A 22,807-nucleotide genomic window follows, 5' to 3' on the forward strand; every position below is an offset into this window, starting at 1 on the left:
GATGTTCCTACGAGCAGAAGTGGACAAGCGCAAACCGTTTCAGTATGAACATATGATTCCGGTAAACGCCATCTCCGCGCGTAGACCTGATCGTTTCCCAAGCCGCCCGTAAGCTGTCCCCATGGCCGGTCTTTTCTCGGGAACCTTCCAGCACGAGGCGCCGGAGCCCCTGGAGGGGCCCGTGGTCGCCACCGTCACCGGTGGCACGATCGTCTGGTTCGTCCTCTTCCTGGTCCAGCTCCCCTTCTACGGCTGGTTCGCCGACCACGGCCACACCTGGTGGCTGTGGACCTGCCTGGCCGGCGGCGGCCTGGGCCTGATCGGCATCTGGTACGTCCGCAAGCGGGACGCCGCGATCAAGCGGGCCGCCGCGGAGCGGGACCCGGCCGGGCAGGACGCGGCGGCCGGGCAGGACGCGGCCGAGAAGGGCACGACGACGGCTTGATGCCCTGCGTCCGTGACACCCGTGCCGCGTTCGGGTCGTCCCGGCGTCGGCCAGGCGCCATGCGACCAGGCCGTGCGACCAGGCCGTGCGACCAGGCCGTGCGACCAGGCCGTGCGACCAGGCCGTACAACCAGGGCACTACCCGCGGTCCTCCCCAGGTCGGAACTTCCCCTCACTCGGCGGGTGAAGCCGTACGCGCCCACGTACCGTCGAAGACATGACGCACCTCGACGCGGGCGCCGGGTCCGGAGCGGCTCGTCCCCCCGCGGCCGGCCCGCCGGCGGTCCGCGGACTGAGCGCGGCGGAAGTCGCCGAACGGGTCGCGCGGGGGCAGGTCAACGACGTCCCGGTGCGCAGCAGCCGGTCGCCGGGCGAGATAGTCCGGGCCAACGTCTTCACCCGGTTCAACGCGATCATCGGCCTGCTGTGGCTGGTCATGCTGTTCGTCGCGCCGTTCCAGGACAGCCTCTTCGGCTACGTCATCCTCGCCAACACCGGCATCGGCATCGTCCAGGAATGGCGGGCGAAGAAGACGCTGGACTCCCTCGCCGTGATCGGGGAGGCCCGGCCCACGGTACGGCGGGACGGCGCCGCCGCCGAGGTCGCCACCTCGGAGATCGTGCTGGACGACGTGATCGAGATCGGGCCCGGCGACAAGGCCGTCGTCGACGGGGTGTGCGTGGAGGCCGACGGGCTGGAGATCGACGAGTCGCTGCTCACCGGCGAGGCCGACCCGGTGCCTAAGAAACCCGGCGACCGGGTCATGTCCGGCAGTTTCGTGGTCGCCGGCGGCGGCGCCTTCCAGGCGACCAAGGTGGGCCGCGAGGCCTACGCCGTCCAGCTCGCCGAGGAGGCCTCCCGCTTCACCCTGGTCCACTCCGAGCTGCGCAGCGGCATCTCCACGATCCTCAAGTACGTGACGTGGATGATGATCCCGACCGCGATCGGCCTGGTCGTCAGCCAGCTCGTGGTGAAGCAGCACGGCTTCAAGGACTCCGTCGCGCGGACGGTCGGCGGCATCGTGCCCATGGTCCCGGAGGGGCTGGTGCTGCTGACCTCGGTCGCCTTCGCGATCGGCGTGATCCGGCTCGGCCGCAGACAGTGCCTGGTGCAGGAGCTGCCCGCCATCGAGGGCCTGGCCCGCGTCGACACCGTCTGCCTCGACAAGACCGGCACCCTCACCGAGGGCGGCATGGACCTCACCGAGCTCCGGCCGTTGCAGGGCGCCGACGAGACGTACGTACGCAAGGTGCTCGGCGCGCTCGGCGAGGCCGACCCGCGCCCGAACGCGTCCCTCCAGGCGATCATCGACGCCTTCCCCGACGTGGAGGACTGGCGCTGCACCCAGGCCCTGCCCTTCTCCTCCGCCCGCAAGTACAGCGGCGCCGCCTTCAGCGAGGGCGACGGGCAGAGCAGCACCTGGCTGCTCGGCGCGCCGGACGTCCTGCTGGACGCCGACGACCCCGCCCTCGCCGAGACCGGACGGCTCAACGAGCAGGGCCTGCGGGTGCTGCTGCTCGCCCGCACCGACCACGGCCTCGACGATCCCGGGGCCGTGCGGGGCGCCCGTCCCACCGCCCTGGTCGTCCTGGAGCAGCGGCTGCGGCCGGACGCGGCCGACACCCTGCGCTACTTCGCCGAGGAGGAGGTGCGCGCCAAGGTCATCTCCGGCGACAACGCGGTGTCGGTGGGCGCGGTGGCCGCGAAGCTGGGCCTGAACGGCACCGTGGTGGACGCCCGCGGGCTGCCCGCCGAGCGGGAGGCGATGGCGCGGGCCCTGGACGAGGGCACGGTGTTCGGGCGGGTCACCCCGCGGCAGAAGCGGGACATGGTGGGCGCCCTGCAGTCCCGCGGGCACACGGTGGCGATGACCGGCGACGGCGTGAACGACGTGCTGGCGCTGAAGGACGCCGACATCGGCGTGGCCATGGGCTCCGGATCCGAGGCCAGCCGGGCGGTGGCGCAGATCGTGCTGATGGACAACAGCTTCGCGACCCTGCCGTCGGTGGTCGCCGAGGGCCGGCGGGTCATCGGCAACATCACCCGGGTCGCCACGCTGTTCCTCGTGAAGACGGTCTACTCGGTGCTGCTGGCCCTGCTGGTGGTGTGCTGGCAGGTCGAGTACCCCTTCCTGCCCCGGCACCTGACCATGCTGTCCACCCTGACCATCGGGATCCCGGCGTTCTTCCTCGCCCTGGCCCCCAACCGGGAACGGGCCCGGCCCCGCTTCGTGCGCCGGGTGATGCGGTACGCGATCCCCGGCGGGGTGGTGGCCGCGGCCGCGACCTTCGCGACGTACCTGATCGCCCGGCACCACTACACGGGGCCGGGCTCGCTGGAGGCCGAGACCAGCGTCGCGACCCTCACCCTGTTCCTGATCTCCATGTGGGTGCTGGCGATCGTCGCCCGCCCCTGGACCTGGTGGCGGCTGACCCTGGTCGTCTCGATGGCCGCGGCGTTCCTGCTGGTGCTGGCGGTGCCGTCGCTGCAGCGCTTCTTCGCGCTGAAACTGGTCGGCCTGCAGCTGCCGTGGATCGCGGTCGGCATCTCGGTCGTGGCGGCGGCCGCCCTGGAGGCACTGTGGAAATGGGCCGGCCGCCGCTTCCCCGCCTGAGGGAGCCGGACGCTACTTCACGTCGACGTGCGGATCCCTTGCGAAGTGCGAAAAGGCGGCCGCCCCCGGGGTCCCCTTCCGGGTGCGGCCGCCTCTCGGGTCGTGCCGGTGCTTACTGCACGTCGACGTAGTCACCCGTGGCGCTGACCGCCGGGGTGGTCGTGGTGCCCGCGAAGCTGTAGCGGTAGTAGCCGTCGACCGTCGCCGTGGTCGTCGTCTTCAGGGTGCCCGTGGAGCTGGACTTGATGGTCTTCAGCGTGGTGTAGGTGCTGGAGGTCTTCTTGCGGAACTGCAGCTGCACCGACTGGTTGGCGTAACCCGAGTACTTGCCGGTGTCCCAGTTGGCACGGGTCAGGCTGCCGGTGACCGTGACGGTCTTGCCCTTCTTCACCGGCTCCGGGGCGGCGTTGACCGTCAGCTTGGAGAAGCGCTGCAGCTTGAAGGCCCCGACCGGGTCGGTGACGGCGACGCCGACGTTGTCCAGGTTCGGGTTCTCCTGGTCCTCGCCGTTGAACGCGACCGCGAAGCCGGCCACCTTCCAGGAGCCCGCGTCCTCGTTCAGCAGCTCCGCCGGGTCGACCTCGACCGTGGCGGTGCAGGAGGCGACGGTGGCGGAGGTGTCCGTGCAGGCCGCGTTGTTGCTGTCGAAGTACCAGATCGGGTCCTCGAAGGACGGGCCCCGGTACAGGTCGATGGCGGACACGAAGTCGTCGGCGTGGATGTTGACGTCCGCGCCGTGGGTCAGGGTGAAGGACACCGGCACCTTGACGACGTTGGTGGTGCCGACGGCGATGTTCTTGCCCTTGTTGACCTTGACGTTCGAGAAGGAGGCGTCGAGGAGGTACGGGGTGCCGGTCGCGGCGGCGCTGAGGGCGCTCTTGCCGGAGGTGGCGTGGGCGGCCTTGGAGGCGGCGGCGACGCCCGCCGGGACCTTGGGGGCGTCGGCGGCCAGGGCGGCCGGCGCGGCGAGGGCGGACAGGGCCAGGGCGCCGGAGACGGCGGCCGTGGTGGCGCGAATACGCATGTGTTTCCTCGGGTGGGAAAGTGGGATGCCGGAACCGGTACGTGCGGGGTGCCCGGCGAAGGGAAGAGCGGGGTGACCGCCGCGGCTACCGCACGTCGGAGTGGCCGTCGCCGTCCACGACGACCTCGATGGCCGTGGTGTCGCCGGACTCGCCGTCGATGTGCGCGGCCGGCACGGTGACGGCGGAGCGAGCAGTGGCGCCCAAGGCGCCGGCTCCGATGGCTCGTGTGCGCATGCGATCCCCGTTGGTGAAGAAAAGGGCCCCGACGGTGGTCGTCCCCCACGGCGCGTCGTCCCGCCGAGGCCCAAGCGATCGTCGAGCCTGCTGGCTCACATGATCAGACATGGGATCGACGGAAAAGGTTGTACGGCAAGAGGAGAAATTACTCAGAAAGTTTGGAGACAGTCATGTCATGACTCCCCGCGGTCAGTCGAACCACCGGTCCCTGGCCAGTTCCTGAGTGCGTGACGGGTCCTCCAGCAGGGCCGCGACCTCGAAGCGGCGCGGCCACTGTCCGGCCGCCCAGGCGAGGCCGGCGGCGACGCCTTCCAGCGTCGCGGCGTGCAGGACGCCGTCGTTCGTCAGCCGCCAGTCCAGCTCGATCCCGTCGACCACGAGTTCGTCGTGCTCGACGTACGTCCCGGGCGTCCGCGCCCCGAGCAGCACCCGCACCGCCTCCGGCACGTCGTGCTCGGCGCCCTCGGAGTCGACCTCGCCGGTGACCGACTCGCTCAGCCGCCGCACCTGGAACAGCTCGGCCAGCTCGGCCGCCCGCGCCGGCCGTACCGGCAGCAGCGGGACGCCCTGCGTGAAGGGCAGCAGGTCGGGCGAGTCGCAGACCACGGCGTCGGCGGCGTCCACCACCTCCACCCGCCCGTCGACGACGGCCCGCACCTCGTCCGGCAGCGTCACCTGTTCCGGATCGAGCTCGGCCAGCTCACCGTAGAGCGCGTGCAGTTGGGCGCCGGTGACCTCGCGGTCGGGGTCGGCGAGCCGGTCGAGCAGTTCGGCGGCGCCGCCCGGCTCGGCCAGCAGCGCGGCCACCGACGTCCGTACGCCGAGCGCCCGCAGCACCTGCTCGTCGTCGAAGCCGGTCGCGTCGGCCTCGTCGTACAGCCCGCGCAGCAGCGGGTCGCCGCCGGCCGCGAGGAGGCCGGCGGGCCGCCGCCCGTCGATCACCGGGTGCCCGCGCAGCCACCATGCCGTGTACGGCCGTACGATCTCGTGCGTGCCGTCCGGCAGCAGGACGCGCACCGGCTGGACGATCGCGTCGCGCAGCGGCGGCCGGGACAGCAGGGCGAGCGCCTGCGGCCACCGGTCGTCGTCCACCAGGTCCAGGTCGCGCACGGCGACCAGTTCCGTGGCGACCGGGGGCACGGGCGAGTCGGGGAAGCGGTCCAGGACGTCCTCGCACCACACGTCGACGGCGTCCAGCAGCCCGGCGTCGTCGGGCTCGGCGAAGTCCCCTTCGCGGGGCTCCAGTTCGTCCGGGTCGAGGACCACGTCCGTGGCGCGGACCAGCGCGAAGTCGGCGAGCACCCCGCAGGCGGCGAGCGGCTGTTCGCCCCACTTCTCGGCCAGTTCGGCGTCCACGGCGGCGAGTTCGCCCTCGCGGACGACCTGGGCGAAGGGGCTGCCGGGCAGGACGAGTTCGCCGGCGGGGGCGAGTTCGCCGTCCTCGTCGGGCAGCGCGAGGGCGCCGAGCCAGGGCTCGTCGCCGGGGAGCAGGCCCGCGTCCCGCACCAGCGCCAGGACGAGGTCGGCCAGTTCCTCCGCGTCGGGCGCGTCCCGCTCCCAGTCCAGCCCGCCCTCGTCGTCGAGGGAGGCGGCGACGGCGGCCCGCACCTGCGGCGTGGTGAGGACGGCGCGCGGCGTCGCGGGCAGCGCGCCGAGCTTCTCCAGCAGGGGGTGCGCGGCGTCCGGGTGGGCGACCTTCAGGCCGAGCCGGGCGAGCACCTCCGGGTCGATGCCGGCGACGTCCGGGACGGGCAGCAGGACCTGCCGGGGCCCGATCGTCGTGCGCCCGTCGGCGAGCGGCACGGGCAGGCCGGAGAGCCGGTCCGGGTCGACTCCGGCCAGGCTGTCGTACAGCCGCCACCACCAGCCGGGCTCCTTCTCCAGTCCCGCCAGCCGGTCGACAGCGTCGGTCAGGGGCACCCTCGCCACGCCCAGCGTGCGCAGTTCCACGCGCCGCTCAAGGCCGGCGGGCAGCAGCGTCGGCAGCACCTCGGCGAGCACCCGCACGGTGTCGCCGCCCGCACCCTCGACGACCTCGGCGTCCCGGGGACGCAGGGCCTCGGGAAGCTCGGGTTCGTGGTCTTCGGCGGGTGGGGCGGCGGGCGGCAGGAAGGCGGTGCGCGGGAGGCGTTCGAGGATCGCCGCGCGCAGCGCCCCGTCCAGCTCCCCCTTGCCCAGCGGGCCGGGCACCAGCCCGATGACGCCCTCGCCCACCGGGCGCCACTCGGCGAGGAGCCCGGCATAGGCGTCCGCCGCGCGCTGCACCAGGAAGTCGGTCAGCGGACCGGGGGCCGCGTGCCGGCGGGTGCTGTCCAGCGGGAAGGAGGCGATCAGCAGGGCGGGGACGCCGAGCGGCTCGTCGCTGGGGGTGGGCGCGTGCACCACGGGCGCGGTGCGCGGGCGGGCCGGTGCGCCGTCGGACTCCGCCGGGACGGCCCAGGTGACCGACCAGTGCGGGCGCAGGCGCTCCTCTACGGGGCGGTCGGCGAGCAGGTCGGCGGTGAGCGGGCCGTTCGCCACGGCGGTGCGCCAGCGGGTCGTGCCGTGCACGGAGTCCTCGACGACGGTGAACGGGCCGTCGTCGGTCCGGCTCAGGGTGCGCACGGTGTCGTTCGTCTCGACGACGACCTCCGCCAGACCGGGCAGGGCGAGCAGCAGGGCGTCGTCCACGGCCTCCAGCAGGCGCTCGGCGAGGGCGGCGGCGGCCGCGTCGCGCAGCGGCAGGACGACGACGGTGTCGTACGGGCCGGGCGCGCTGCCCTCGGCGGCGAACGGCAGCCGCAGCAGCGGCACGTGGCCGTCCCGGCGCCGGATCTCGTCCCCGAGCCCTGGGCTGTGGCGCGCGACGTCCTGGGCCAGGTCGCGGGCCTCGGCGAGGGACCAGCGCACCCCGCCGTGGCGGCCGAGGACCGCGGGTTCGTCGGTCACGGCGAGGACGGCCGCGAAGCCGACGCCGAACCGGCCGACCGACGGGGTGTCCCGCTTGGCGGAGGCGCGCAGCGTGGCCAGCGACTCGACGCCGGCCGCGTCGAGGGGGGCGCCGGTGTTGGCGGCGGCGAGGACGCCGTCGCGGAGGGTGAGGCGCAGCCGGCCCGGCACGCCGGCCCGGGCGGCGGCGTCGGCGGCGTTCTGGGCGAGCTCGACGACGAGCCGGTCCCGGTAGCCGCCGAGGACCAGCTCCTCCTCGGCGTTGGCGTCCTCGCGGAACCGGGCGGGACTGGTGGCCCAGGCGTCGAGTACACCGCGGCGCAGACGGGCCGTACCGAACGGATCGGCCCCCTCGGCCGCCGGCCGCACGAACTTGCTCACGTTCACTCTCCATCGTCGGCGTGACCACGAAGGTACCGCCCACGGAGCACGGACGCGCCGCCCGCCCGAAGCGCGGGCGGACGGGGCCGGATCAGCCCCTGGACTCACCGAAAACGGCAGTCGCCGCCCGGGGCTCGCTCCCTGCCGGAATCACCGGCCAGGGGTACCAGGCAACCGGGGCGCCGTCACTGACTGCAAAGAGCCCTTGCCTTTCCGTAATCAGAGCACCGAAGATGTAGGGCGACTGTGCACTCGCCTGGGGGATGGAGCGCATGACAACCACCACACAGCCACGCCGGGACCTCAGTGCGCGTGTGGCGGAGGCATTGTCGTCCCAGGTGCTGAAGGACCGCACGGCGAGTACGTGGACCGGCTGCTCCCGGCCTTCCACCCGTCGCGCCACGTGACGGCGGTCGCGGTGCCGAACTCGCACCTGATCACGGTGATCGACGCGTACGACGAGGCCGAGCTGATCGAGACCGGCCGGCGCGTCGCCGGATCACCGGAGGTGTTCCCGATCGGTGCCAATCTCTCCTTCGTGCTGCCGCTGTCGGACGACGAGGTGTTCATCCACACCTACGAGCGGGGGGCCGGGCTGACGCCGTCGTGCGGCTCGGGCATCGCGGCCTCCCGTGCCACCCTGTCCCGGCTTGGGCTGGTCGATCCCGAGCGGCCGGTGACCGTGCGCAGCCCCGGAGGTGTCGCCCGGAGCTTCCTCCAGACGACCGGGGGTGTGTGGCAGCCGGTGCTGGAGGGGAACGCCACCGTCGTGTACGAGGCGGAACTCGACCCCGCCGTGCTGCTGGGTGACGGCCCGGTGGAGTACGCGGGTGCCGCGCACATGGCGGAAATCAGCGCGTTCGCGGAGCTCAGCCGGGAAAACCTGAAGGTGCTGCACGAGGCGGGGATCCACCCGACCGAGATCTGACCGTCGGCCCGACGCTGTCCCGACGGCCGTCTCCGCCCCGTGCCGCTCCCGGTGGGGGACGAGGGGAAGGGGACGACGTTGGGGGCGCTGTCGGCCGGTCTGTTGGCAGTCACGGTGGGGATCGCTCTGCGGCAGGCGGACCGGTGGTGGTTCAGCCCGGCGCGGGGACGGCACACACCGGAATCGCTCCGTTCGGTGATGCGGCTCCAGCGTGAGCGGCTGAACGACGTCACGCCCGTACTTCTACTGCTCGGGCACTGGCTGGAGTTCGCCGGATGGTGCGGGGTGGCCGCGCGCGGTGGCCCCTGGGGCTGCGCGGCCGCCGCGCTCGCGGGTGCGGTGAAATTCCGTCACCTCCAGGAGGTCAGCCACTTCGCGGTGCACGGCGTACTGGTACGGAGCGGCCGGCTGAACATGCTGCTCGCCGAGACGGCCGTCCACATCCCTCTGGGCTTCGTCCCCGTGTCCGTACGCCGGCGTCGGCACGTACGCGAGCACCATCCGAACGCAACGGTCGCCGGAGCCGATCCCAACCTGGCCGAACTCCACGCGGCCGGCCTGCGGCCCGGGGCCACGACGGCGCGGTGCCTGCTCGGCATGATTCACCCGCTCACCCCGTCCGGCGCCTACGGCACCCTGCGCGGCCTGGCCGCCCTCCGGCGGGAGCCCGGCGCCGGACGGCTGCGAGCGGCCGGGCCGGCGGCGGTGACGGCGGCTGCGGTCCTCGCCTTCGGCTGGGAGGCGGCCGTGTTCGCCCTGGTGCTGCCCCGGCTGCTGCTGTACCCGCAGCTCGCGTGGATGTCCCTGCTCGTCGAGCACCGCTGGTTCGACCCGGAGCCGGTGACCGGACCGCCCGTCGTCGTGGAGGCGGGCCGCTGCCTGCGGCTGTACCCGCGCAACGCGCTCCTCGCCCTGCTCGCCCGCGGCACCTGGCTGCCGTACGGCGACCTGTACCACTTCGCGCACTCCGCGCACCCGGCGGTGCGCTGGAACTACCTCCCCGCGCTGGAGCGCTCCCTCAACGGCCCCGCCTACCGGCCGCGCTCCCTGCTGCTGGGCGAGTCCGCGGTGCTCCGCCGTCACCGCCGGGCGCTGGCATCGGCCGCTGTCCCGACGGCCCTCCTACGGCTCGACAGCGCCCCCGGACGCAGGTGAGGCGGGCTCCCCCGCCCCGTCCTCCAGCGGCTTCCCGGGAACGCCCGGCACACCGGGCCGAGGATCAATTGGTTCGCCTGCTGGTGGAGTAGCAGGCGAACCGAGCGGTGTGGTCAGGCTCCGGACGCGTACGGGACGAATTTCTCCCACGCGTCCGGGGCGAAGGCGAGCCGGGGACCCGTGACGTTCTTGGAGTCGCGGACGTGGACGGTGCCGGGAACAGTGGCGATCTCGACACAGGACTCGCCGTTGGTACCACCGCTGTAGCTGCTCTTGAACCACGCCAGTTCGGAGGTTCCCCCGGCGGAGGCCTTGCGCATCATGTCTCTCCCAGCAGTTTCTCGATGAAGGCGAACGACTCCCGCGGCGGGAGGGCTTGTGCCCGGATGGTGCCATATTGCAGCTCCAAGATACGGAGCTGCCTGGGGTCGGAGACTGGGCGACTGTTGAACAGGCCGTCGGCACGTCCCACAGCTGTGCCATCCGGGAACTTCAGCAGCTCGATCCGGCCGTCCAAGCCCGGGTGGGCTTCGGTGTTCGTCGGCATGACCTGAAGCGTGACGTGGTTCAACCGCCCCACCTCCAGCAGATGTTCGAGTTGCTGTCGCCACGCCATTGTGCCCGCAATCTGTCGTCGCAGGGGCGCCTCTTCCACCACGAAGTGGATGGAGGGAGCGGGATCGCGTTCGAAGACCGATCGCCGGGCCAATCGCGCGGCCACCATGCGTTCCACGTCATCGGGCGAGTACGGCGGCTGTGCTGCCGTGATCAGAGCCCGCACATGCTCCGGCGTCTGCAACAGACCCGGGATGATGTTGCACTCGTACAGGCCGATCTCAACCGCTTGCGCTTCCAACTTGCCCAGTGCCCGCACTTTCTTCGGGTACCGGACCTTTTTCACGTCCTCCCACGTCGCCGCGATCAGCCCGCCCGCCTCCAGGACCTCGTCCGCCTTGTCCAGGAACTCCTGCCGGGGGATCCGCTTGCCGCCCTCGATCTTGTAGACCATGTCCTCGCCGTAGCCGACCGCTCTCCCGAACTCGGCGGCCCTCATCCCCACCGCCTCGCGCCGCAGCTTCACCTGCCGCCCCACCGTGGTGATGACCGCGACGCCCCACTCGTCGTCCGGGTCGACCTCCCAGCCCGGCTCGTCCGCCTCGTCCTTGAGCCGCCCCGCCTCCGCCTCGACTGCCGTCATGCCGCACCTCTCCCTCGGAACCGTCCGTGACGCGCACCCGGCGCCCTACCCGTACCAACCGTCGGCACAGCCCCGACAGCACCGGACAAGCTCCGGACAGTGACCGTACGTACTCATTGAGTCACTATCCACGATGAGCAGACACCGCCACGCTGAGTGACGTGAATCAGCGAACCGCCGAACCCGCCGCCCCCGTACGCAACTTCAGCCTGCAGCTCTCCCCGACGCCACGCGGCGCCCGCCTCGCCCGGCTGCTCGGGGTGGAACAACTCCGTTCCTGGGGCCTGCCGCTGGACCCCGCCCGCCAGATCATCGCGGAGCTGGCCGTCAACGCGGCGACCCACGGCCGCGTAGCGGGACGGGACTTCCGGCTCACGCTCCACGTCGTGGCCGGCACGCTCCGCATCGAGGTCACCGACACCCGGGGCGACGAACTGCCCCGGCCCCGGCCCGCCTCCGCCGACCCTGAATCCGAATCCGGCCGGGGCCTGTTGCTCGTCGAAGCGCTCGCCGACCGCTGGGGCGTGTCCGACGGGCGCTTCCCGCGCAAGACCGTCTGGGCCGAGGTACGCCTCTCGGCGCCGGAACCCACCTTCTGAAGCTGAGGAGACCCCATGGTCGGTTCGTCCCACGAGGCGATGCACCGCATCTTCCAGGACCACCCGCGGCTGTTCTCCCGGGTGTCCGACGTGCTGGGCATCGACTTCACCCCACCCACCTCGGTCACCATCCTGCCCACCGACGTCACCGAGGCGGCCCACCCGTTGGAACGCCGGGCCGACATTCTGCTCAGGCTGGAGACGGAGCACGACGAGCCGCTGCTCCTGGCGGTCGAGGCCCAGGGCTCGAAGGACCCGGAAAAGCCCGCGAGCTGGGCGCACTACGTGTCCTACCTGCTCATGAAGTACCGATTGCAGCCGATGCTGCTGGTCCTCTGCCAGGATCCCGCCATCGTGGCATGGGCGGCGCGCCCGGTGGTCTTCGGGCATCCCCAGTCGCCCCTGCTCACCCTGCATCCGCTGGTCACGGGACCGCGCAGCATGCCGGTGCTCACCGACCCGGCCGAGGTCCGCGAGGACCTCGCACTCGCCGCACTGTCCGCCATCACCCACGCCGCGAATCCGGCCATCGAGACCATGCTCAAAGCGATGACCGCAGCTCTGCGGGACGAGCCCGCGGCGCTCGCCAACCCGATCGTCGGACTCGTTGCACAAGGGCTTGGCAAAAACCCCGCCGCAGATATCTGGAGGCAGCTGGTGGCCGTGGACCTCTCCTTCTGCAAATTGCCCCCATCCCGAGAAATCCGGGAGGAGGGCCGCGTCGAGGGGCAGGCTCAGCGGGCCGCCTGGGACGTCCTGGAGGTGCTGGAGGTGCGGGGCATCGATGTCCCCGGAGCCGTCCGCGAGCGGGTCATCGGGTGTGACGACTCCGAGACCCTGAGCCGCTGGCTCCGGCGTGCCGTGATCGCCCCCACCGCCGAGGAGATCTTCACGGAGCGGTGAGCCGTGCCCGGGCCCGGGTGGGCGCGGGCCCGCCGGGGCCCGGCGGGCCGCCGGGGGCTAGGAGTGGCCCAGTTCCGCGGCGGCCTCGTCCGTGACGGACGGGACCGAGCCGGAGTCCGGGGCCGGGCGGAGGGGGAAGACGTCGACCTTGGTCTCGTCGATCACCGGCGGGGCCGGCTGCGGGGTCTTCGGCATGATCGCCGCCTCGGAGTGGCCGCCGCAGCCGTAGGCCAGGGAGACCACGCGGCCGTCGGCCGGGGAGAACTCGTTGGCGCAGACGCCGAAGGCCTGCCCGAGGGAGCCGCCGATGCGGACGAGGAAGCCGCAGCTGACGCAGGACGCCGGGGCCGCCTGGGCCATCGGGGTCTTGGAGCCGTACGCGTCCTCCCAGCGGTCCGCGGCGGTGTGCAGGCCGTACCGGGACAGGACGCGGGCGCGGCGCATGCCCAGTTCCTCGGCGACGGCCGCGATGGAGCCGCGGGACGGGACGACGGGCAGGGTGGCCGGGGCGCCCGCCGTGACCTCCGCGTCCTCCGCCTCGGCCAGCTCGGCCATGTCCTCGGAGACGGCGGCGTTCGGCGCCGGCTCGTCCTCGCCGGTGAAGCCGGGCTCCAGGCGCAGGTCCTCGGCGTCGGTGGGCAGCAGGTCGCCGGGCCCCATGTCGCCGGGGCGCAGCCGCTCGCTCCACGGCACCCACTCCGGCGCGAGCACGGCGTCCGGGCCGGGCAGCAGCACCACCTCGTCGACGGTGACGACCTTGGCGCGGGAGGCGCGGGCCACGGTCACCGCCCAGCGCCAGCCGCGGTAGCCGAGTTCCTTGCAGGCGAAGAAGTGCGTGACGACGCGGTCGCCCTCGGACACGAGTCCCTCGTGTTCGCCGACGATCCCCGGCGCGGCGGCCTCCTCGGCTGTGGCGCGGGCGAGGTCGACTGCCTCGGCGCACAGGCGGTCGGGGGTGCGGCTTCGCGTGGTCGCTGCGCTCACAGGTATCGCTTCTCTCCTACGCCGTCTCACAGGTGCGGCTGCCTGGCGGCGGCGGGGCGGACGGAGCGGACCCGGGGACCGCGTCGACGTCCGCGCCCGATCGCGCTCGGGCGCACCTCTGCCATCCATTCTGCGGGATGGCTGAGATAGGCACGCTACCTTCTCGCGTGCGCGCGGCCTACACCGACGGGTCGGAAAAGGTCCCTCTCCACGAGTCCGGTCGGCTCCATACGCGCGGTAACCGCACTACGCACACCGTTATCGGGGCACTATTGCGTCGTGGCAGCCGCAAGGACGCCCCAGGGAACCGCCGGTGTGGGCGGGGTCAGGGGGAAGGGCCGAAGTGGCGGTTCGGGCCGGTTCGGCGGGTCCGTCCGCGCGGTCGGCCGTGCCCTGCACTTCCCGTTCACCGGGACCGTGCGCGGGATCAGGAAGGCCACCCACGCGCACGGCGCGGGCGAGTCCGGCCTGGGCAAGCTGATCGAACTGCACGGCGTGAACGGCGCCGGCGACGTGATGATCACGATCGCCCTCGCCTCCACCGTCTTCTTCTCCGTGCCGACCGACGAGGCGCGCGGACGGGTCGCGCTCTACCTCGCGATCACCATGGCGCCCTTCACCGTCCTCGCGCCGGTGATCGGGCCGCTGCTCGACCGTCTGCCGCACGGCCGCCGCGCCGCGATGGCGGGCGCGATGCTGGCCCGGGCGCTGCTCGCGCTGATCATCGCCGGTGCCGTCTCCACCGGCAGCCTCCAGCTGTATCCGGCGGCGCTGGGCGTGCTGGTCGCCTCGAAGGCGTACGGCGTGGTCAGGAGCGCCGTCGTGCCGCGTCTGCTGCCGCCGAAGTTCTCCCTGGTGAAGGCGAACTCGCGGGTCACCCTCGGCGGGCTGCTGGCCACCGCGGTGGCCGCCCCGGTCGGCGCCGGGCTGCACGCGGTCGGTCCGCGCTGGCCGCTCTACGGCGCCTTCGTGATCTTCGTCGTGGGCACGTTCCTGTCCTTCTCACTGCCGCCGAAGGTGGACTCGGCCAAGGGTGAGGACGTGGCCCTGCTCGCCGCGGACGAGGCGCATCTGCACGGGCCGCACCTCAAGCCGGTCAAGCGCCCGGGCCTCAGGACGGTCGGTCTCGCGGTCACCCACGCGCTCGGCGCGAACGCCGCCCTGCGCTGGCTGTCGGGCTTCCTGACGTTCTTCCTCGCCTTTCTGCTGCGCGAGCACCCGCTGACCGGCTCCAGCGCGGCCGTGTCGCTGGGCATGGTGGCCGTCGCGGCGGGCGCGGGCAACGCGCTCGGCACGGCGGTCGGGGCGTGGCTGCGCGCCCGGGCGCCGGAGATCATCATCGTGACGGTGCTGGCGGTCGTGCTGGGTGCGGCGATCACGGCGGCGGTGTTCTTCAGCGCGTTCCTGGTGGCGTGCCTGGCCGCGGTCGCCGGGTTCTCGCAGGCGCTGGCGAAGCTGTCGCTGGACGCGCTGATCCAGCGGGACGTGCCCGAGCTGGTGCGCACCTCGGCGTTCGCCCGCTCGGAGACGCTGATGCAGGTGTCGTGGGTGCTGGGCGGCGCGATAGGCATAGTGATGCCGCTGAACGGCACGGCGGGCCTGTGCGTGGCCGCCGCGGTCCTCGCCCTGGGGTGGCTCGCCACCTTCCGCGGGCTGATCGGGTCGGCCCGGCACGGCGGCTCCGCACGGCCCCGCGTGGCGTAACGCACGGGCACGTCGTACCCCGCCTGGTCGCGGCACCGGGGCCGCCCGATAGCCTTCGGCCATGACCTCGATGCAATCCGCTGTGCGACGCCGCCGCGCCGTCGCCGCCGCCGGCGCCGTTTGTGCCGGACTGCTCGTCCTGTCGGCCTGTGAGAAGCCGACGCCGCTGTCGACGATCACGGTCGGCTCCTCCTCGGTCAGCGAGGAGGCCACCTGCGGCGGCGAGGGCAAGGGCCTGAGCGTCGCGGACCTGACGAAGTGCCTGAAGGACAAGGACATCAAGTCCATCAAGGTCGACCCCGACGAGACCGTCCGCTTCGGCGTCGACCCCGACACCGCCGACAAGCGGTGGACGATCCTGATGAACGGCCAGCCGCTCACCGAGGACAGCACCAAGACCTACCGCACCATCCCGGGCAGCGTCTTCTTCAACGCCCAGTACGGCGCCCAGGGCAACTCGACCCTGGTCTCCATCAAGGCGGGCAACGGCAAGAAGGGCAGCAACACGGTCACCGGGCTGTGGTCGTTCAAGCTGAAGAAGGACGCCTGATCGCTGCCGCTGCCGTCGGGCTCCGCGTGCTGGTGGCCACCGCCGTCCCCGCCGAGCGGGACGCGGTGGCGCGGGCGTTCGCGGGGTCCTTCCGGGAGCTGCGGCTCCCGGGCGCGGTCCTGCACCGGCTGTCACCGGCGGCCGGTGAGCCTACGCCCGGCCGGTCGGCGGCCGATCCGACGGCGGCCAGCCAGTCGGCGGCCGACGTGACGGCGGCCGGTGAGGCGCCGGCCGGTCCGGCGGCGGTCGATCTGACGGCGGTCGGTGTGGGGCCGGCGCTCGCGGGGGCCCGTACCGCCGCCGCCCTGACCGCGGCGGCCCTCGACGGCGCCCCGTACACCCTGGTCGTCTCCGCCGGGATCGCCGGGGGCTTCCAGCCCGCCGCGCCCGTCGGCTCGCTCGTCGTCGCCGACCGGATCACCGCGGCCGACCTGGGCGCCGAGACCGCGCAGGGGTTCGTGCCGGTCACCGAGCTGGGCTTCGGGACCGTCACCCACAGTCCACCCGATTCACTCGTACGAGACCTCGCGCGCGTGACCGGGGCCCGCACCGGAGAGGTACTCACCGTCTCCACGGTGACCGGCACCGCCGAGCGCGCCGAGCGGCTGCGCGCCCGCCATCCGCGCGCCCTCGCCGAGGCGATGGAGGGCTTCGGGGTCGCCGAGGCGGCCGCGGCGCACGGCGTGCCCGTCGTGGAGATCCGCGCGGTGTCCAACCCGGTGGGCCCCCGCGACCGCGCCGCCTGGCGCATCGCCGACGCCCTCGCCGCCCTGACCGACGGCTTCGGGAAGCTCCTGCCCGTACTGGAGAGTTGGAACAAGCATGACCAGTGAGCAGCCCCTGCGGATCGCGTACTCGCCCTGCCCCAACGACACCTTCGTCTTCGACGCCCTGGCCCACGGCCGCGTCCCGGGCGCGCCCGCGCTGGACGTGACGTTCGCGGACATCGACATCACCAACGGCATGGCCGAGCGCGGCGAGTTCGACGTGCTGAAGGTGTCGTACGCCGTCCTGCCGTACGTCCTCGACGAGTACGCGCTGCTGCCGTGCGGGGGCGCGCTGGGCCGGGGGTGCGGGCCGCTGGTGCTCACGCGTGACCACGGCGTCGACCTGACGGGCCGTACGGTCGCCGTCCCCAGCGAGAAGTCGACGGCGTATCTGCTGTTCCGGCTGTGGGCCGCGGACACCGTCCCGGGGAAGGTCGGGGAGATCGTCGTGATGCCGTTCCACGAGATCATGCCGGCCGTGCGGGACGGGAAGGTCGACGCCGGGCTCGTCATCCACGAGGCGCGCTTCACGTACCACCACTACGGCCTGCACAAGCTCGCGGACATGGGCGAGCACTGGGAGCGGACCACCGGCCTGCCCATCCCGCTGGGCGCGATCGTCGCCAAGCGGTCCCTGGGCGCCGGGGCGCTGACGCTGCTGGCCGACTCCGTCCGCGCGTCCGTCCGCGCGGCCTGGGCCGACCCGGCGGCCTCCCGCCCGTACGTCATGGAACACGCCCAGGAGATGGACCCGTCCGTCGCCGACCAGCACATCGGCCTGTACGTCAACGACTTCACGGCCGACCTGGGCGACGACGGCTACGCGGCCGTCCGCGGGCTGCTCACCCGCGCGGCGGCCGAGGGGCTGGTGCCGCCCCTCGGCGCGGACGCGCTGGCGTTCCCGTGACGCTCGTGCTCGCGTAGCGGACGGTCTGCCCGCGGCGGACGGGCTGCCGCAGGCGGACGATCTGCTGCGGCGGGCAGGGTGCCGCGGCGGAGGGGTCAGACGTCGAGCTGGTCGGCGACCGCGCGGAGCAGGCCGGCGATCTTCTTACCGGACGCCTTGTCGGGGTAGCGGCCCTTCTCGAGCATCGGGGTGATGTTCTCGAGGAGGGTCGTCAGATCCTGGACGATGGAGGCCAGTTCGTCCGGCTTCTTGCGGGTGGCGGCCGCGACCGAGGGGGTCGGGTCGAGGACGGTCACCGAAAGGGCCTGGTCACCGCGCTGCCCGGCGACGACGCCGAACTCCACGCGCTGGCCCGGCTTGAGCGTCTCGACTCCGGCGGGGAGGACCGAGGAATGGACGAAGACGTCACCGCCGTCGTCGCGGGAGAGAAAGCCGAAGCCCTTCTCACTGTTGAACCACTTGACCTTGCCGGTAGGCACGTCTGTCCTCGTCCTCGTACTCGTCGGGAAAACTGCTTCTGGAAACGGCTCTTGATAGCACTAGAGCGGGTCGTCCGTGACCCGCCGCTACCAAGGCTAATGGTCTTCAGGCCGGTGACAAGACGTCTCCCGGTTGTTCCTTCGGGCTGGGAACTACCCTGGTGGGGTGCGTGACAAAACCCAAACGAATTCCGCCGCGCCCGGTGACCGACTGATCCGTGCCGGTGCCATCGTGTTCTTCGCCGGTGCGGTGGCCACACTCGTCACAGTTGCTCCGCTGTTCCTCCACGCGAAGCCTTTTCCGCCGTTCATGTTCGGCCTGAGCATGCTCATGGGCGTCGGCTTCCTCATCGCCGCCGCCGGCGTGCTCCGGTCGATCGCGGTGGCGCGCCGTCAGGCGCGGACGGGACGGTAGTCCGCCAGCCACCCGGGGAACTCCGTCAGGTCCCCGAGCACGACGTCCGCACCGGCCGTCGTCAGCTCCTCGGTGCTGCACGGCCCGGTCGCCACGGCGACGGACACGGCGGCGGCCGTGCGCGCGCCCCGCACGTCGCCCGTGTGGTCGCCGACGTAGACGGCGGCGCCGTGCTCGCGCAGCGCCAGCGCCTTCTGCTCGGCCCACAGGTCGCCGATCACCGCGTCGGGCTCCATGCCGAGGTGCTCCAGGTGCAGCTTGGCGTTCGGCTCGTACTTGGCGGTGACGACGATCGCCCGCCCACCGGCGGCCCGCACCGCGTCGATCGCCTCCCGCGCGCCCGGCAGCGCGGGCGTGGCGGCCACCGCGATCGTCGGGTACATCGACCGGTACAGCTCGCCCATGGCCGCTATCTCGTCCTCGGGGAACCAGTGGACGAGTTCGTCGGCGAGCGGCGGCCCGAGCCGCGTGACCGCGAGATCGGCGTCGATGTACACGCCCGTCCGCTCCGACAGCGCCTGGTAGCAGGCGCGGATGCCGGGGCGCGAGTCGATCAGGGTCATGTCCAGGTCGAAGCCGACAGTGAGCGCGGAAGAGGCGGAAGAGGTCGCGAAGGCCATACCGCCCATTGTGCCCACCGGCCCCGCCGGACAGACGGCCAGCGTACGGACGCCCGCCGGACACGACCGCGCGGCCTACGTCCGGCGTTGTGAGCGCCAGGTCAGGTACAGGGCCGACAGGAGTGCGGCGGCTCGTACCACCCATGGCCAGGTCTGGGCGATCGCGTCGTTGAGGTGGCCGTCGGCGATGGGGTCGCCCCAGCGGCCGTTCGCCCGGCCCCACAGCCACCCGGCGCCGGCCGCCAGCGCCAGTCCCGGCATGCCCATGACGGCCACCTTGGACTCGTTCTGCGTCAGGCGGCGGGAGGCGTAGGCGATGGCCCAGCCGAGCAGCAGGGCGACCCAGTTGCCGAGGAGCGCGCCGGCGACGAGCAGCCCGGCGGCGATCAGCAGCAGCGGGTTGCGCCGGCCGGAGAGCGGCAGGGCGAGGCGGCGGCGGGCGGCGGGAGCGTCCGTGGCCTCGGTGGCATCGGTGGCGTCGGCGGCGGCTTCCCCGGCGGGACCGCCCTTCGTGGGACCGGCCTTCGCGGACCCGGTCTTGTCGGCGGCGGGGTCCGCCTCGCCCTGTGGCTCCCTCGGGCGTGGGGGGCGCAGCAGTTCCGGGATCTCGATGCCTCCCGTGAAGCCCGGCACCTCGCTCTCCACGAACGGCCTGCCCTCCACCCGCCACCAGTCGGCCGGCGCCGCTCCGGCGCCGGCTTCCCGCGCGCCCGCCGGGGGCGCCGCCTCGGGGGCGGCGGGCGGCTCGGGCCGCGGGCGCGGCACCACGCGGCGCAGCCCCTTGCGCCGGCCGCCGTCTCCCGCGTCGCCGGCGGTCCCGCCGTCCCGCTGCACGGGCACGCGCGTCGGGGCCGGTTCCGGCCCGGTGCCGGTGCCGCCCGCGGCGGCGACGACCTCGTCGGGGCTGCCGATCCGGTCGATGATGCGGCGGACGGCGGCCGGGGAGTCGGCGGTGGCCTTGGCCCGGCGCCGGTCGATCTCGTTGCGCAGTTCGGACACCAGCCGCATGCGCGTGGCGGACGGCAACTGCTGCTGGTGCGCCACGTCGCCGACGCGGCTCAGATACTCGTAGACGACCTGGTCGCTCTCGATCCCCAACGAAGTCCCCTCCGGGGCGGGCGTGTTGGATACCACGTGGGCACGAAGGTAGCGCAGATCGGCACAGACCGGCCCGGTGGCGGGCGCCGCGCGGGGCCGTGCCGCGGCCGGAGCGAGGACGTCCGGGCCGGTCGGCGTGGGCCCGGGGGCCCGGGCCGGCGGGCCGGGCACCCGCTACCGTGGGTCGGATGAGCACCCCGGCCGCCCCGCGTTCACTCGCAGAGGCCCTCCGTGTCAGGGACGACGCCTCCCTGGCCGCACTCCTGCGCGCCCGCCCCGATCTCGTCACCCCCGTCCCCACCGACCTCACCCAGCTCGCCACCCGGGCCGGCACCCGGGCGTCCGTGGTCCGGGCGCTGGAGCGGCTGGACCGTTTCGCCCAGCAGACGGCCCAGGCCCTGGCGGTGGCCTCGGACCCGGCGGCGTACGAGGAGCTGCTCGGGCTGATGGCCGGCGACGCGGGCGACCCGGCGGTCACCGCCGCGCTGCCCCGCGCCCTCGGCACGCTGCGCGAGCTGGCGCTGGTGTGGGGCGGCGACGACCGGCTCCGACTGGTGCGCACGGCCCGCGAGTTGCTCTCGCCGTCGCCGCAGCACCCGTCCCCGACGGGGCTCGGCCCCACCGTGCGGGAGGCGACGTCGGGCATGTCGCCGGGGCGCATCCAGGAGATCGTGACGGCGGCCGGGCTGGCCTCGACGCACGACTCCGTCTCCGCCGTGGCCTCGCTGACCGGACTGTTCACCGACCGCACCCGGATGGCGGCGCTGCTCGACGCGGCCCCGCCCCCGGCACGTGAGGTGCTGGACCGGCTGGTCTGGGGGCCGCCGTACGGCCAGGTCACCGCGGATCCGGCGGCCCACCTGCGCTGGCTGCTCGACCGGGGCCTGCTGCTGCCGACGGCGCCCGGCACGGTCGTACTGCCCCGCGAGGTGGCCCTGCACCTGCGCGGCGGCCGGGCGCACCGCGCCGTCGAGCCGCTGCCGCCCGCGCTGGAGCCCACCGCCACGCACCGTCCGCAGGTGGTGGACGCGACGGCGGCCGGGCAGGCGTACACGGCGCTGGCGACGGTGGAGGAGCTGCTGAAGGACTGGGACGAGGGCGGGCCCGCGGTGCTGCGGGCGGGCGGGCTGAGCGTGCGCGACCTCAAGCGCACCGCGGTCGCCCTGGACGTGCCCGAGCCCGTCGCCGCCTTCTGGCTCGAACTCGCCTACGCGGCGGGCCTGCTCGCCTCCGACGGGGAGGCCGACGAGCGGTACGCGGCGACCCCGGCCCACGACGAGTGGCTGCAACGCCCGCCCGCCGAGCGCTGGGCGCAGCTCGCCCGGGCGTGGCTGACGGCGACCCGGACGCCGGGGCTGGTCGGCGGGCGGGACGCGAAGGACCGCACGCTGTCGGCGCTCGGGCCGGGGCTCGACCGGTCCGCGGCGCCCGAGGTACGGCACCGGGTGCTGACCCTGCTGGCCGGGCTGCCGGAGGGCACCTCGCCGTCCGCCGGTTCGGTGCTCGCCCGCCTGGACTGGGAGCGCCCGCAGCGCCGGGACGACGACCTGCGCGCCCGGCTGGCCCGCTGGGCGCTGTCGGAGGCGGAGACGCTGGGCGTCACCGGCCGGGGCGCCCTGTCCGCGCACGGGCGGGCGCTGCTGGGCGCGCCCGCGCCGAGGAAACCCGGGCCGGGACCGGAGCCGGAGCCGGCGGGCCCCGGCGACAAGCTGCCCGTGCACCACGTCCTCCACGCGCAGGCCCCCGTCGAGCCCCTCTCCCCCGCCGAGCAGGCCACCGCCGCGGCGGCCGCCGCCCGGCTGCTCGCCCCGCTGCTGCCGGAGCCGCTGGACCACGTCCTGCTGCAGGCCGACCTGACGGCGGTGGCGCCCGGCCCGCTCCAGCGGCCGCTGGCCGACCTGCTCGGCGTGCTCGCCGACGTCGAGTCCAAGGGCGGGGCGACGGTCTACCGCTTCACCCCGGCCTCGGTACGGCGTGCCCTGGACGCCGGCCAGACCGCCTCCGACCTGCACGCCTTCCTCGCCGCGCACTCCCGCACGCCGGTGCCGCAGCCGCTGGCGTACCTGATCGACGACGTGGCCCGCAGGCACGGCCATCTGCGGGTCGGCGCAGCCTCGGCGTACGTGCGCTGCGACGACGACGCGCTGCTGAACGAGATCCTCGCCGACCGGCGCGCCGCCGCCCTGCGCCTGCGCCGCCTCGCGCCGACCGTGCTGGCCGCCCAGGCCGCCCCGGCGGCCCTGCTGGAGGGGCTGCGGGCGATGGGCTTCGCGCCGGCCGCCGAGTCGGCCGAGGGCGACGTGGTGATCACCCGCGCCGACGCGTACCGCACCCCGCCGCGCACCGCGCCGGAACCGGTCCCGGAGGGCCCGCCGACGCCGGACGCCACGCTCCTCGCGGCCGCGGTCCGCGCCGTCAGGGCCGGCGACCTGGCGTCCACGGCGCCGCGCAAGCAGGCCCCCGCGGCGAACGGCGAGCTGCCCCGCACCGGTTCCGCCGAGACCCTGGCCACCGTGCAGGCGGCCGTCCTGACCGGCGAGACGCTGTGGATCGGGTACGTCAACGCCGAGGGCACCGCGAGTCAGCGCGTCATCGCCCCGATCCGCGTCGAGGGCGGCTTCGTGACGGCGTACGACCACACGGCGGACGAGGTCCGCACCTACCCGCTGCACCGCATCACGGGGGTCGCCGAACTCGCGGACGACTGACGGCGCTCGGGAGGCCGAGGGGGCTCGGGAGGCCGAGGGGGCTCGGGAGGCCGAGGGGGCTCGGGAGGCCGAGGTGGCTCGGGAGGCCGAGGTGGCTCGGGAGGCCGAAGGGGCTCGGGAGGCCGAAGGGGCTCGGGAGGCCGAAGGGGCTCGGACGACCGG

The 22,807-nt window shown here is 73.6% G+C and carries 21 protein-coding genes; 12 read left to right on the forward strand and 9 right to left on the reverse strand.

Going from position 1 to position 22,807, the window contains the following annotated elements; translation table 11 throughout:
- Positions 1-121 precede the first annotated feature (121 nt).
- Together AB0G63_RS04645 and AB0G63_RS04650 are read left to right on the forward strand one after the other, a co-directional pair.
- Positions 122-445 (forward strand): DUF2530 domain-containing protein, encoded by a 324-nt coding sequence (locus AB0G63_RS04645; protein ID WP_360744183.1) that lies wholly within the window; start codon positions 122-124, stop codon positions 443-445.
- A gap of 217 nt (positions 446-662) precedes the next feature.
- Entirely contained in the window at positions 663-3,059 is a 2,397-nt protein-coding gene (locus tag AB0G63_RS04650; protein ID WP_360744186.1) for an HAD-IC family P-type ATPase, read from the forward strand.
- A gap of 112 nt (positions 3,060-3,171) precedes the next feature.
- Here the strand turns inward: AB0G63_RS04650 and AB0G63_RS04655 are convergent, their stop codons facing one another.
- From AB0G63_RS04655 to AB0G63_RS04665, 3 genes are all read right to left on the reverse strand, one after another.
- Entirely contained in the window at positions 3,172-4,083 is a 912-nt protein-coding gene (locus tag AB0G63_RS04655) for a hypothetical protein (RefSeq protein WP_360744189.1), read from the reverse strand.
- Between the two features lie 85 nt (positions 4,084-4,168).
- The gene (locus AB0G63_RS04660; protein WP_360744192.1) at positions 4,169-4,318 is read right to left on the reverse strand and encodes a hypothetical protein; all 150 of its coding nucleotides are present in this window, start codon (positions 4,316-4,318) and stop codon (positions 4,169-4,171) included.
- A 192-nt stretch (positions 4,319-4,510) separates the two neighbouring features.
- A complete protein-coding gene (locus AB0G63_RS04665) occupies positions 4,511-7,630 on the reverse strand; it encodes a molecular chaperone Hsp90 (protein ID WP_360744195.1) in 3,120 nt (1,039 codons plus the stop codon).
- 364 nt (positions 7,631-7,994) lie between these two features.
- Here AB0G63_RS04665 and AB0G63_RS04670 point away from each other — a divergent pair, with 364 nt between their 5' ends.
- Both AB0G63_RS04670 and AB0G63_RS04675 read left to right on the forward strand, forming a co-directional pair.
- On the forward strand, positions 7,995-8,558 hold the full coding sequence (locus tag AB0G63_RS04670) for a hypothetical protein (protein ID WP_360744198.1): 564 nt from the start codon (positions 7,995-7,997) through the stop codon (positions 8,556-8,558).
- A 198-nt stretch (positions 8,559-8,756) separates the two neighbouring features.
- Positions 8,757-9,713, forward strand: a complete 957-nt coding sequence (locus tag AB0G63_RS04675; protein ID WP_360744201.1) for a fatty acid desaturase — start codon at positions 8,757-8,759, stop codon at positions 9,711-9,713.
- A gap of 113 nt (positions 9,714-9,826) precedes the next feature.
- On the opposite strand, the gene AB0G63_RS04680 is transcribed toward AB0G63_RS04675, so the two are convergent.
- Together AB0G63_RS04680 and AB0G63_RS04685 are read right to left on the reverse strand one after the other, a co-directional pair.
- Positions 9,827-10,036 (reverse strand): DUF397 domain-containing protein, encoded by a 210-nt coding sequence (locus AB0G63_RS04680; protein WP_360744204.1) that lies wholly within the window; start codon positions 10,034-10,036, stop codon positions 9,827-9,829.
- Positions 10,033-10,911, reverse strand: coding sequence for a helix-turn-helix transcriptional regulator (locus AB0G63_RS04685; RefSeq protein WP_360744207.1), 879 nt, complete (start codon positions 10,909-10,911; stop codon positions 10,033-10,035). Before AB0G63_RS04685 ends, AB0G63_RS04680 begins: the two co-directional genes overlap by 4 nt.
- Positions 10,912-11,072: 161 nt before the next feature.
- Here AB0G63_RS04685 and AB0G63_RS04690 point away from each other — a divergent pair, with 161 nt between their 5' ends.
- Positions 11,073-11,510: an ATP-binding protein gene (locus AB0G63_RS04690; RefSeq protein WP_360744210.1), complete on the forward strand. Its 438-nt coding sequence runs from the start codon at positions 11,073-11,075 to the stop codon at positions 11,508-11,510.
- Between the two features lie 15 nt (positions 11,511-11,525).
- Positions 11,526-12,413: a hypothetical protein gene (locus tag AB0G63_RS04695; RefSeq protein ID WP_360744213.1), complete on the forward strand. Its 888-nt coding sequence runs from the start codon at positions 11,526-11,528 to the stop codon at positions 12,411-12,413.
- 57 nt (positions 12,414-12,470) lie between these two features.
- Here the strand turns inward: AB0G63_RS04695 and AB0G63_RS04700 are convergent, their stop codons facing one another.
- On the reverse strand, positions 12,471-13,397 hold the full coding sequence (locus tag AB0G63_RS04700; protein WP_360744216.1) for a DUF3027 domain-containing protein: 927 nt from the start codon (positions 13,395-13,397) through the stop codon (positions 12,471-12,473).
- Positions 13,398-13,676: 279 nt separating this feature from the next.
- Between AB0G63_RS04700 and AB0G63_RS04705 the strand changes: the two genes are divergently transcribed.
- The 4 genes from AB0G63_RS04705 (at position 13,677) to AB0G63_RS04720 (ending at position 17,325) form a co-directional block, all read left to right on the forward strand.
- A complete protein-coding gene (locus tag AB0G63_RS04705; protein WP_360744219.1) occupies positions 13,677-15,101 on the forward strand; it encodes an MFS transporter in 1,425 nt (474 codons plus the stop codon).
- Positions 15,102-15,171: 70 nt separating this feature from the next.
- Positions 15,172-15,651, forward strand: a complete 480-nt coding sequence (locus AB0G63_RS04710; RefSeq protein ID WP_360744499.1) for a DUF2771 domain-containing protein — start codon at positions 15,172-15,174, stop codon at positions 15,649-15,651.
- Complete coding sequence (locus tag AB0G63_RS04715) at positions 15,621-16,484, forward strand: futalosine hydrolase (protein ID WP_360744222.1); 864 nt, start codon at positions 15,621-15,623, stop codon at positions 16,482-16,484. Before AB0G63_RS04710 ends, AB0G63_RS04715 begins: the two co-directional genes overlap by 31 nt.
- The gene (locus tag AB0G63_RS04720) at positions 16,474-17,325 is read left to right on the forward strand and encodes a 1,4-dihydroxy-6-naphthoate synthase (RefSeq protein WP_360744225.1); all 852 of its coding nucleotides are present in this window, start codon (positions 16,474-16,476) and stop codon (positions 17,323-17,325) included. Before AB0G63_RS04715 ends, AB0G63_RS04720 begins: the two co-directional genes overlap by 11 nt.
- Before the next feature lie 95 nt (positions 17,326-17,420).
- On the opposite strand, the gene AB0G63_RS04725 is transcribed toward AB0G63_RS04720, so the two are convergent.
- Complete coding sequence (locus AB0G63_RS04725) at positions 17,421-17,804, reverse strand: cold-shock protein (RefSeq protein ID WP_126393065.1); 384 nt, start codon at positions 17,802-17,804, stop codon at positions 17,421-17,423.
- A 166-nt stretch (positions 17,805-17,970) separates the two neighbouring features.
- Here AB0G63_RS04725 and AB0G63_RS04730 point away from each other — a divergent pair, with 166 nt between their 5' ends.
- On the forward strand, positions 17,971-18,219 hold the full coding sequence (locus AB0G63_RS04730) for a hypothetical protein (protein WP_360744228.1): 249 nt from the start codon (positions 17,971-17,973) through the stop codon (positions 18,217-18,219).
- On the opposite strand, the gene AB0G63_RS04735 is transcribed toward AB0G63_RS04730, so the two are convergent.
- Together AB0G63_RS04735 and AB0G63_RS04740 are read right to left on the reverse strand one after the other, a co-directional pair.
- On the reverse strand, positions 18,198-18,839 hold the full coding sequence (locus tag AB0G63_RS04735) for a haloacid dehalogenase-like hydrolase (RefSeq protein WP_360744231.1): 642 nt from the start codon (positions 18,837-18,839) through the stop codon (positions 18,198-18,200). The genes AB0G63_RS04730 and AB0G63_RS04735 overlap by 22 nt on opposite strands.
- Positions 18,840-18,914: 75 nt before the next feature.
- Positions 18,915-19,937, reverse strand: coding sequence for a hypothetical protein (locus tag AB0G63_RS04740; protein ID WP_360744234.1), 1,023 nt, complete (start codon positions 19,935-19,937; stop codon positions 18,915-18,917).
- Positions 19,938-20,125: 188 nt separating this feature from the next.
- Between AB0G63_RS04740 and AB0G63_RS04745 the strand changes: the two genes are divergently transcribed.
- Positions 20,126-22,645, forward strand: a complete 2,520-nt coding sequence (locus tag AB0G63_RS04745; RefSeq protein ID WP_360744237.1) for a helicase C-terminal domain-containing protein — start codon at positions 20,126-20,128, stop codon at positions 22,643-22,645.
- Positions 22,646-22,807: the final 162 nt, after the last annotated feature.

This window comes from Streptomyces sp. NPDC020996, assembly GCF_040641355.1.
Taxonomy (GTDB): domain Bacteria; phylum Actinomycetota; class Actinomycetes; order Streptomycetales; family Streptomycetaceae; genus Streptomyces.

Excerpts from the sequence above, each read along its gene's own strand:
- AB0G63_RS04645 (WP_360744183.1), top strand. The coding sequence starts at position 122 with ATGGCCGGTCTTTTCTCGGGAACCTTCCAGCACGAGGCGCCGGAGCCC.
- AB0G63_RS04650 (WP_360744186.1), top strand. The coding sequence starts at position 663 with ATGACGCACCTCGACGCGGGCGCCGGGTCCGGAGCGGCTCGTCCCCCC.
- AB0G63_RS04655 (WP_360744189.1), bottom strand. The coding sequence starts at position 4,083 with ATGCGTATTCGCGCCACCACGGCCGCCGTCTCCGGCGCCCTGGCCCTG.
- AB0G63_RS04660 (WP_360744192.1), bottom strand. The coding sequence starts at position 4,318 with ATGCGCACACGAGCCATCGGAGCCGGCGCCTTGGGCGCCACTGCTCGC.
- AB0G63_RS04675 (WP_360744201.1), top strand. The coding sequence starts at position 8,757 with ATGCGGCTCCAGCGTGAGCGGCTGAACGACGTCACGCCCGTACTTCTA.
- AB0G63_RS04680 (WP_360744204.1), bottom strand. The coding sequence starts at position 10,036 with ATGATGCGCAAGGCCTCCGCCGGGGGAACCTCCGAACTGGCGTGGTTC.
- AB0G63_RS04685 (WP_360744207.1), bottom strand. The coding sequence starts at position 10,911 with ATGACGGCAGTCGAGGCGGAGGCGGGGCGGCTCAAGGACGAGGCGGAC.
- AB0G63_RS04695 (WP_360744213.1), top strand. The coding sequence starts at position 11,526 with ATGGTCGGTTCGTCCCACGAGGCGATGCACCGCATCTTCCAGGACCAC.
- AB0G63_RS04710 (WP_360744499.1), top strand. The coding sequence starts at position 15,172 with ATGCAATCCGCTGTGCGACGCCGCCGCGCCGTCGCCGCCGCCGGCGCC.
- AB0G63_RS04720 (WP_360744225.1), top strand. The coding sequence starts at position 16,474 with ATGACCAGTGAGCAGCCCCTGCGGATCGCGTACTCGCCCTGCCCCAAC.
- AB0G63_RS04735 (WP_360744231.1), bottom strand. The coding sequence starts at position 18,839 with ATGGCCTTCGCGACCTCTTCCGCCTCTTCCGCGCTCACTGTCGGCTTC.
- AB0G63_RS04745 (WP_360744237.1), top strand. The coding sequence starts at position 20,126 with ATGAGCACCCCGGCCGCCCCGCGTTCACTCGCAGAGGCCCTCCGTGTC.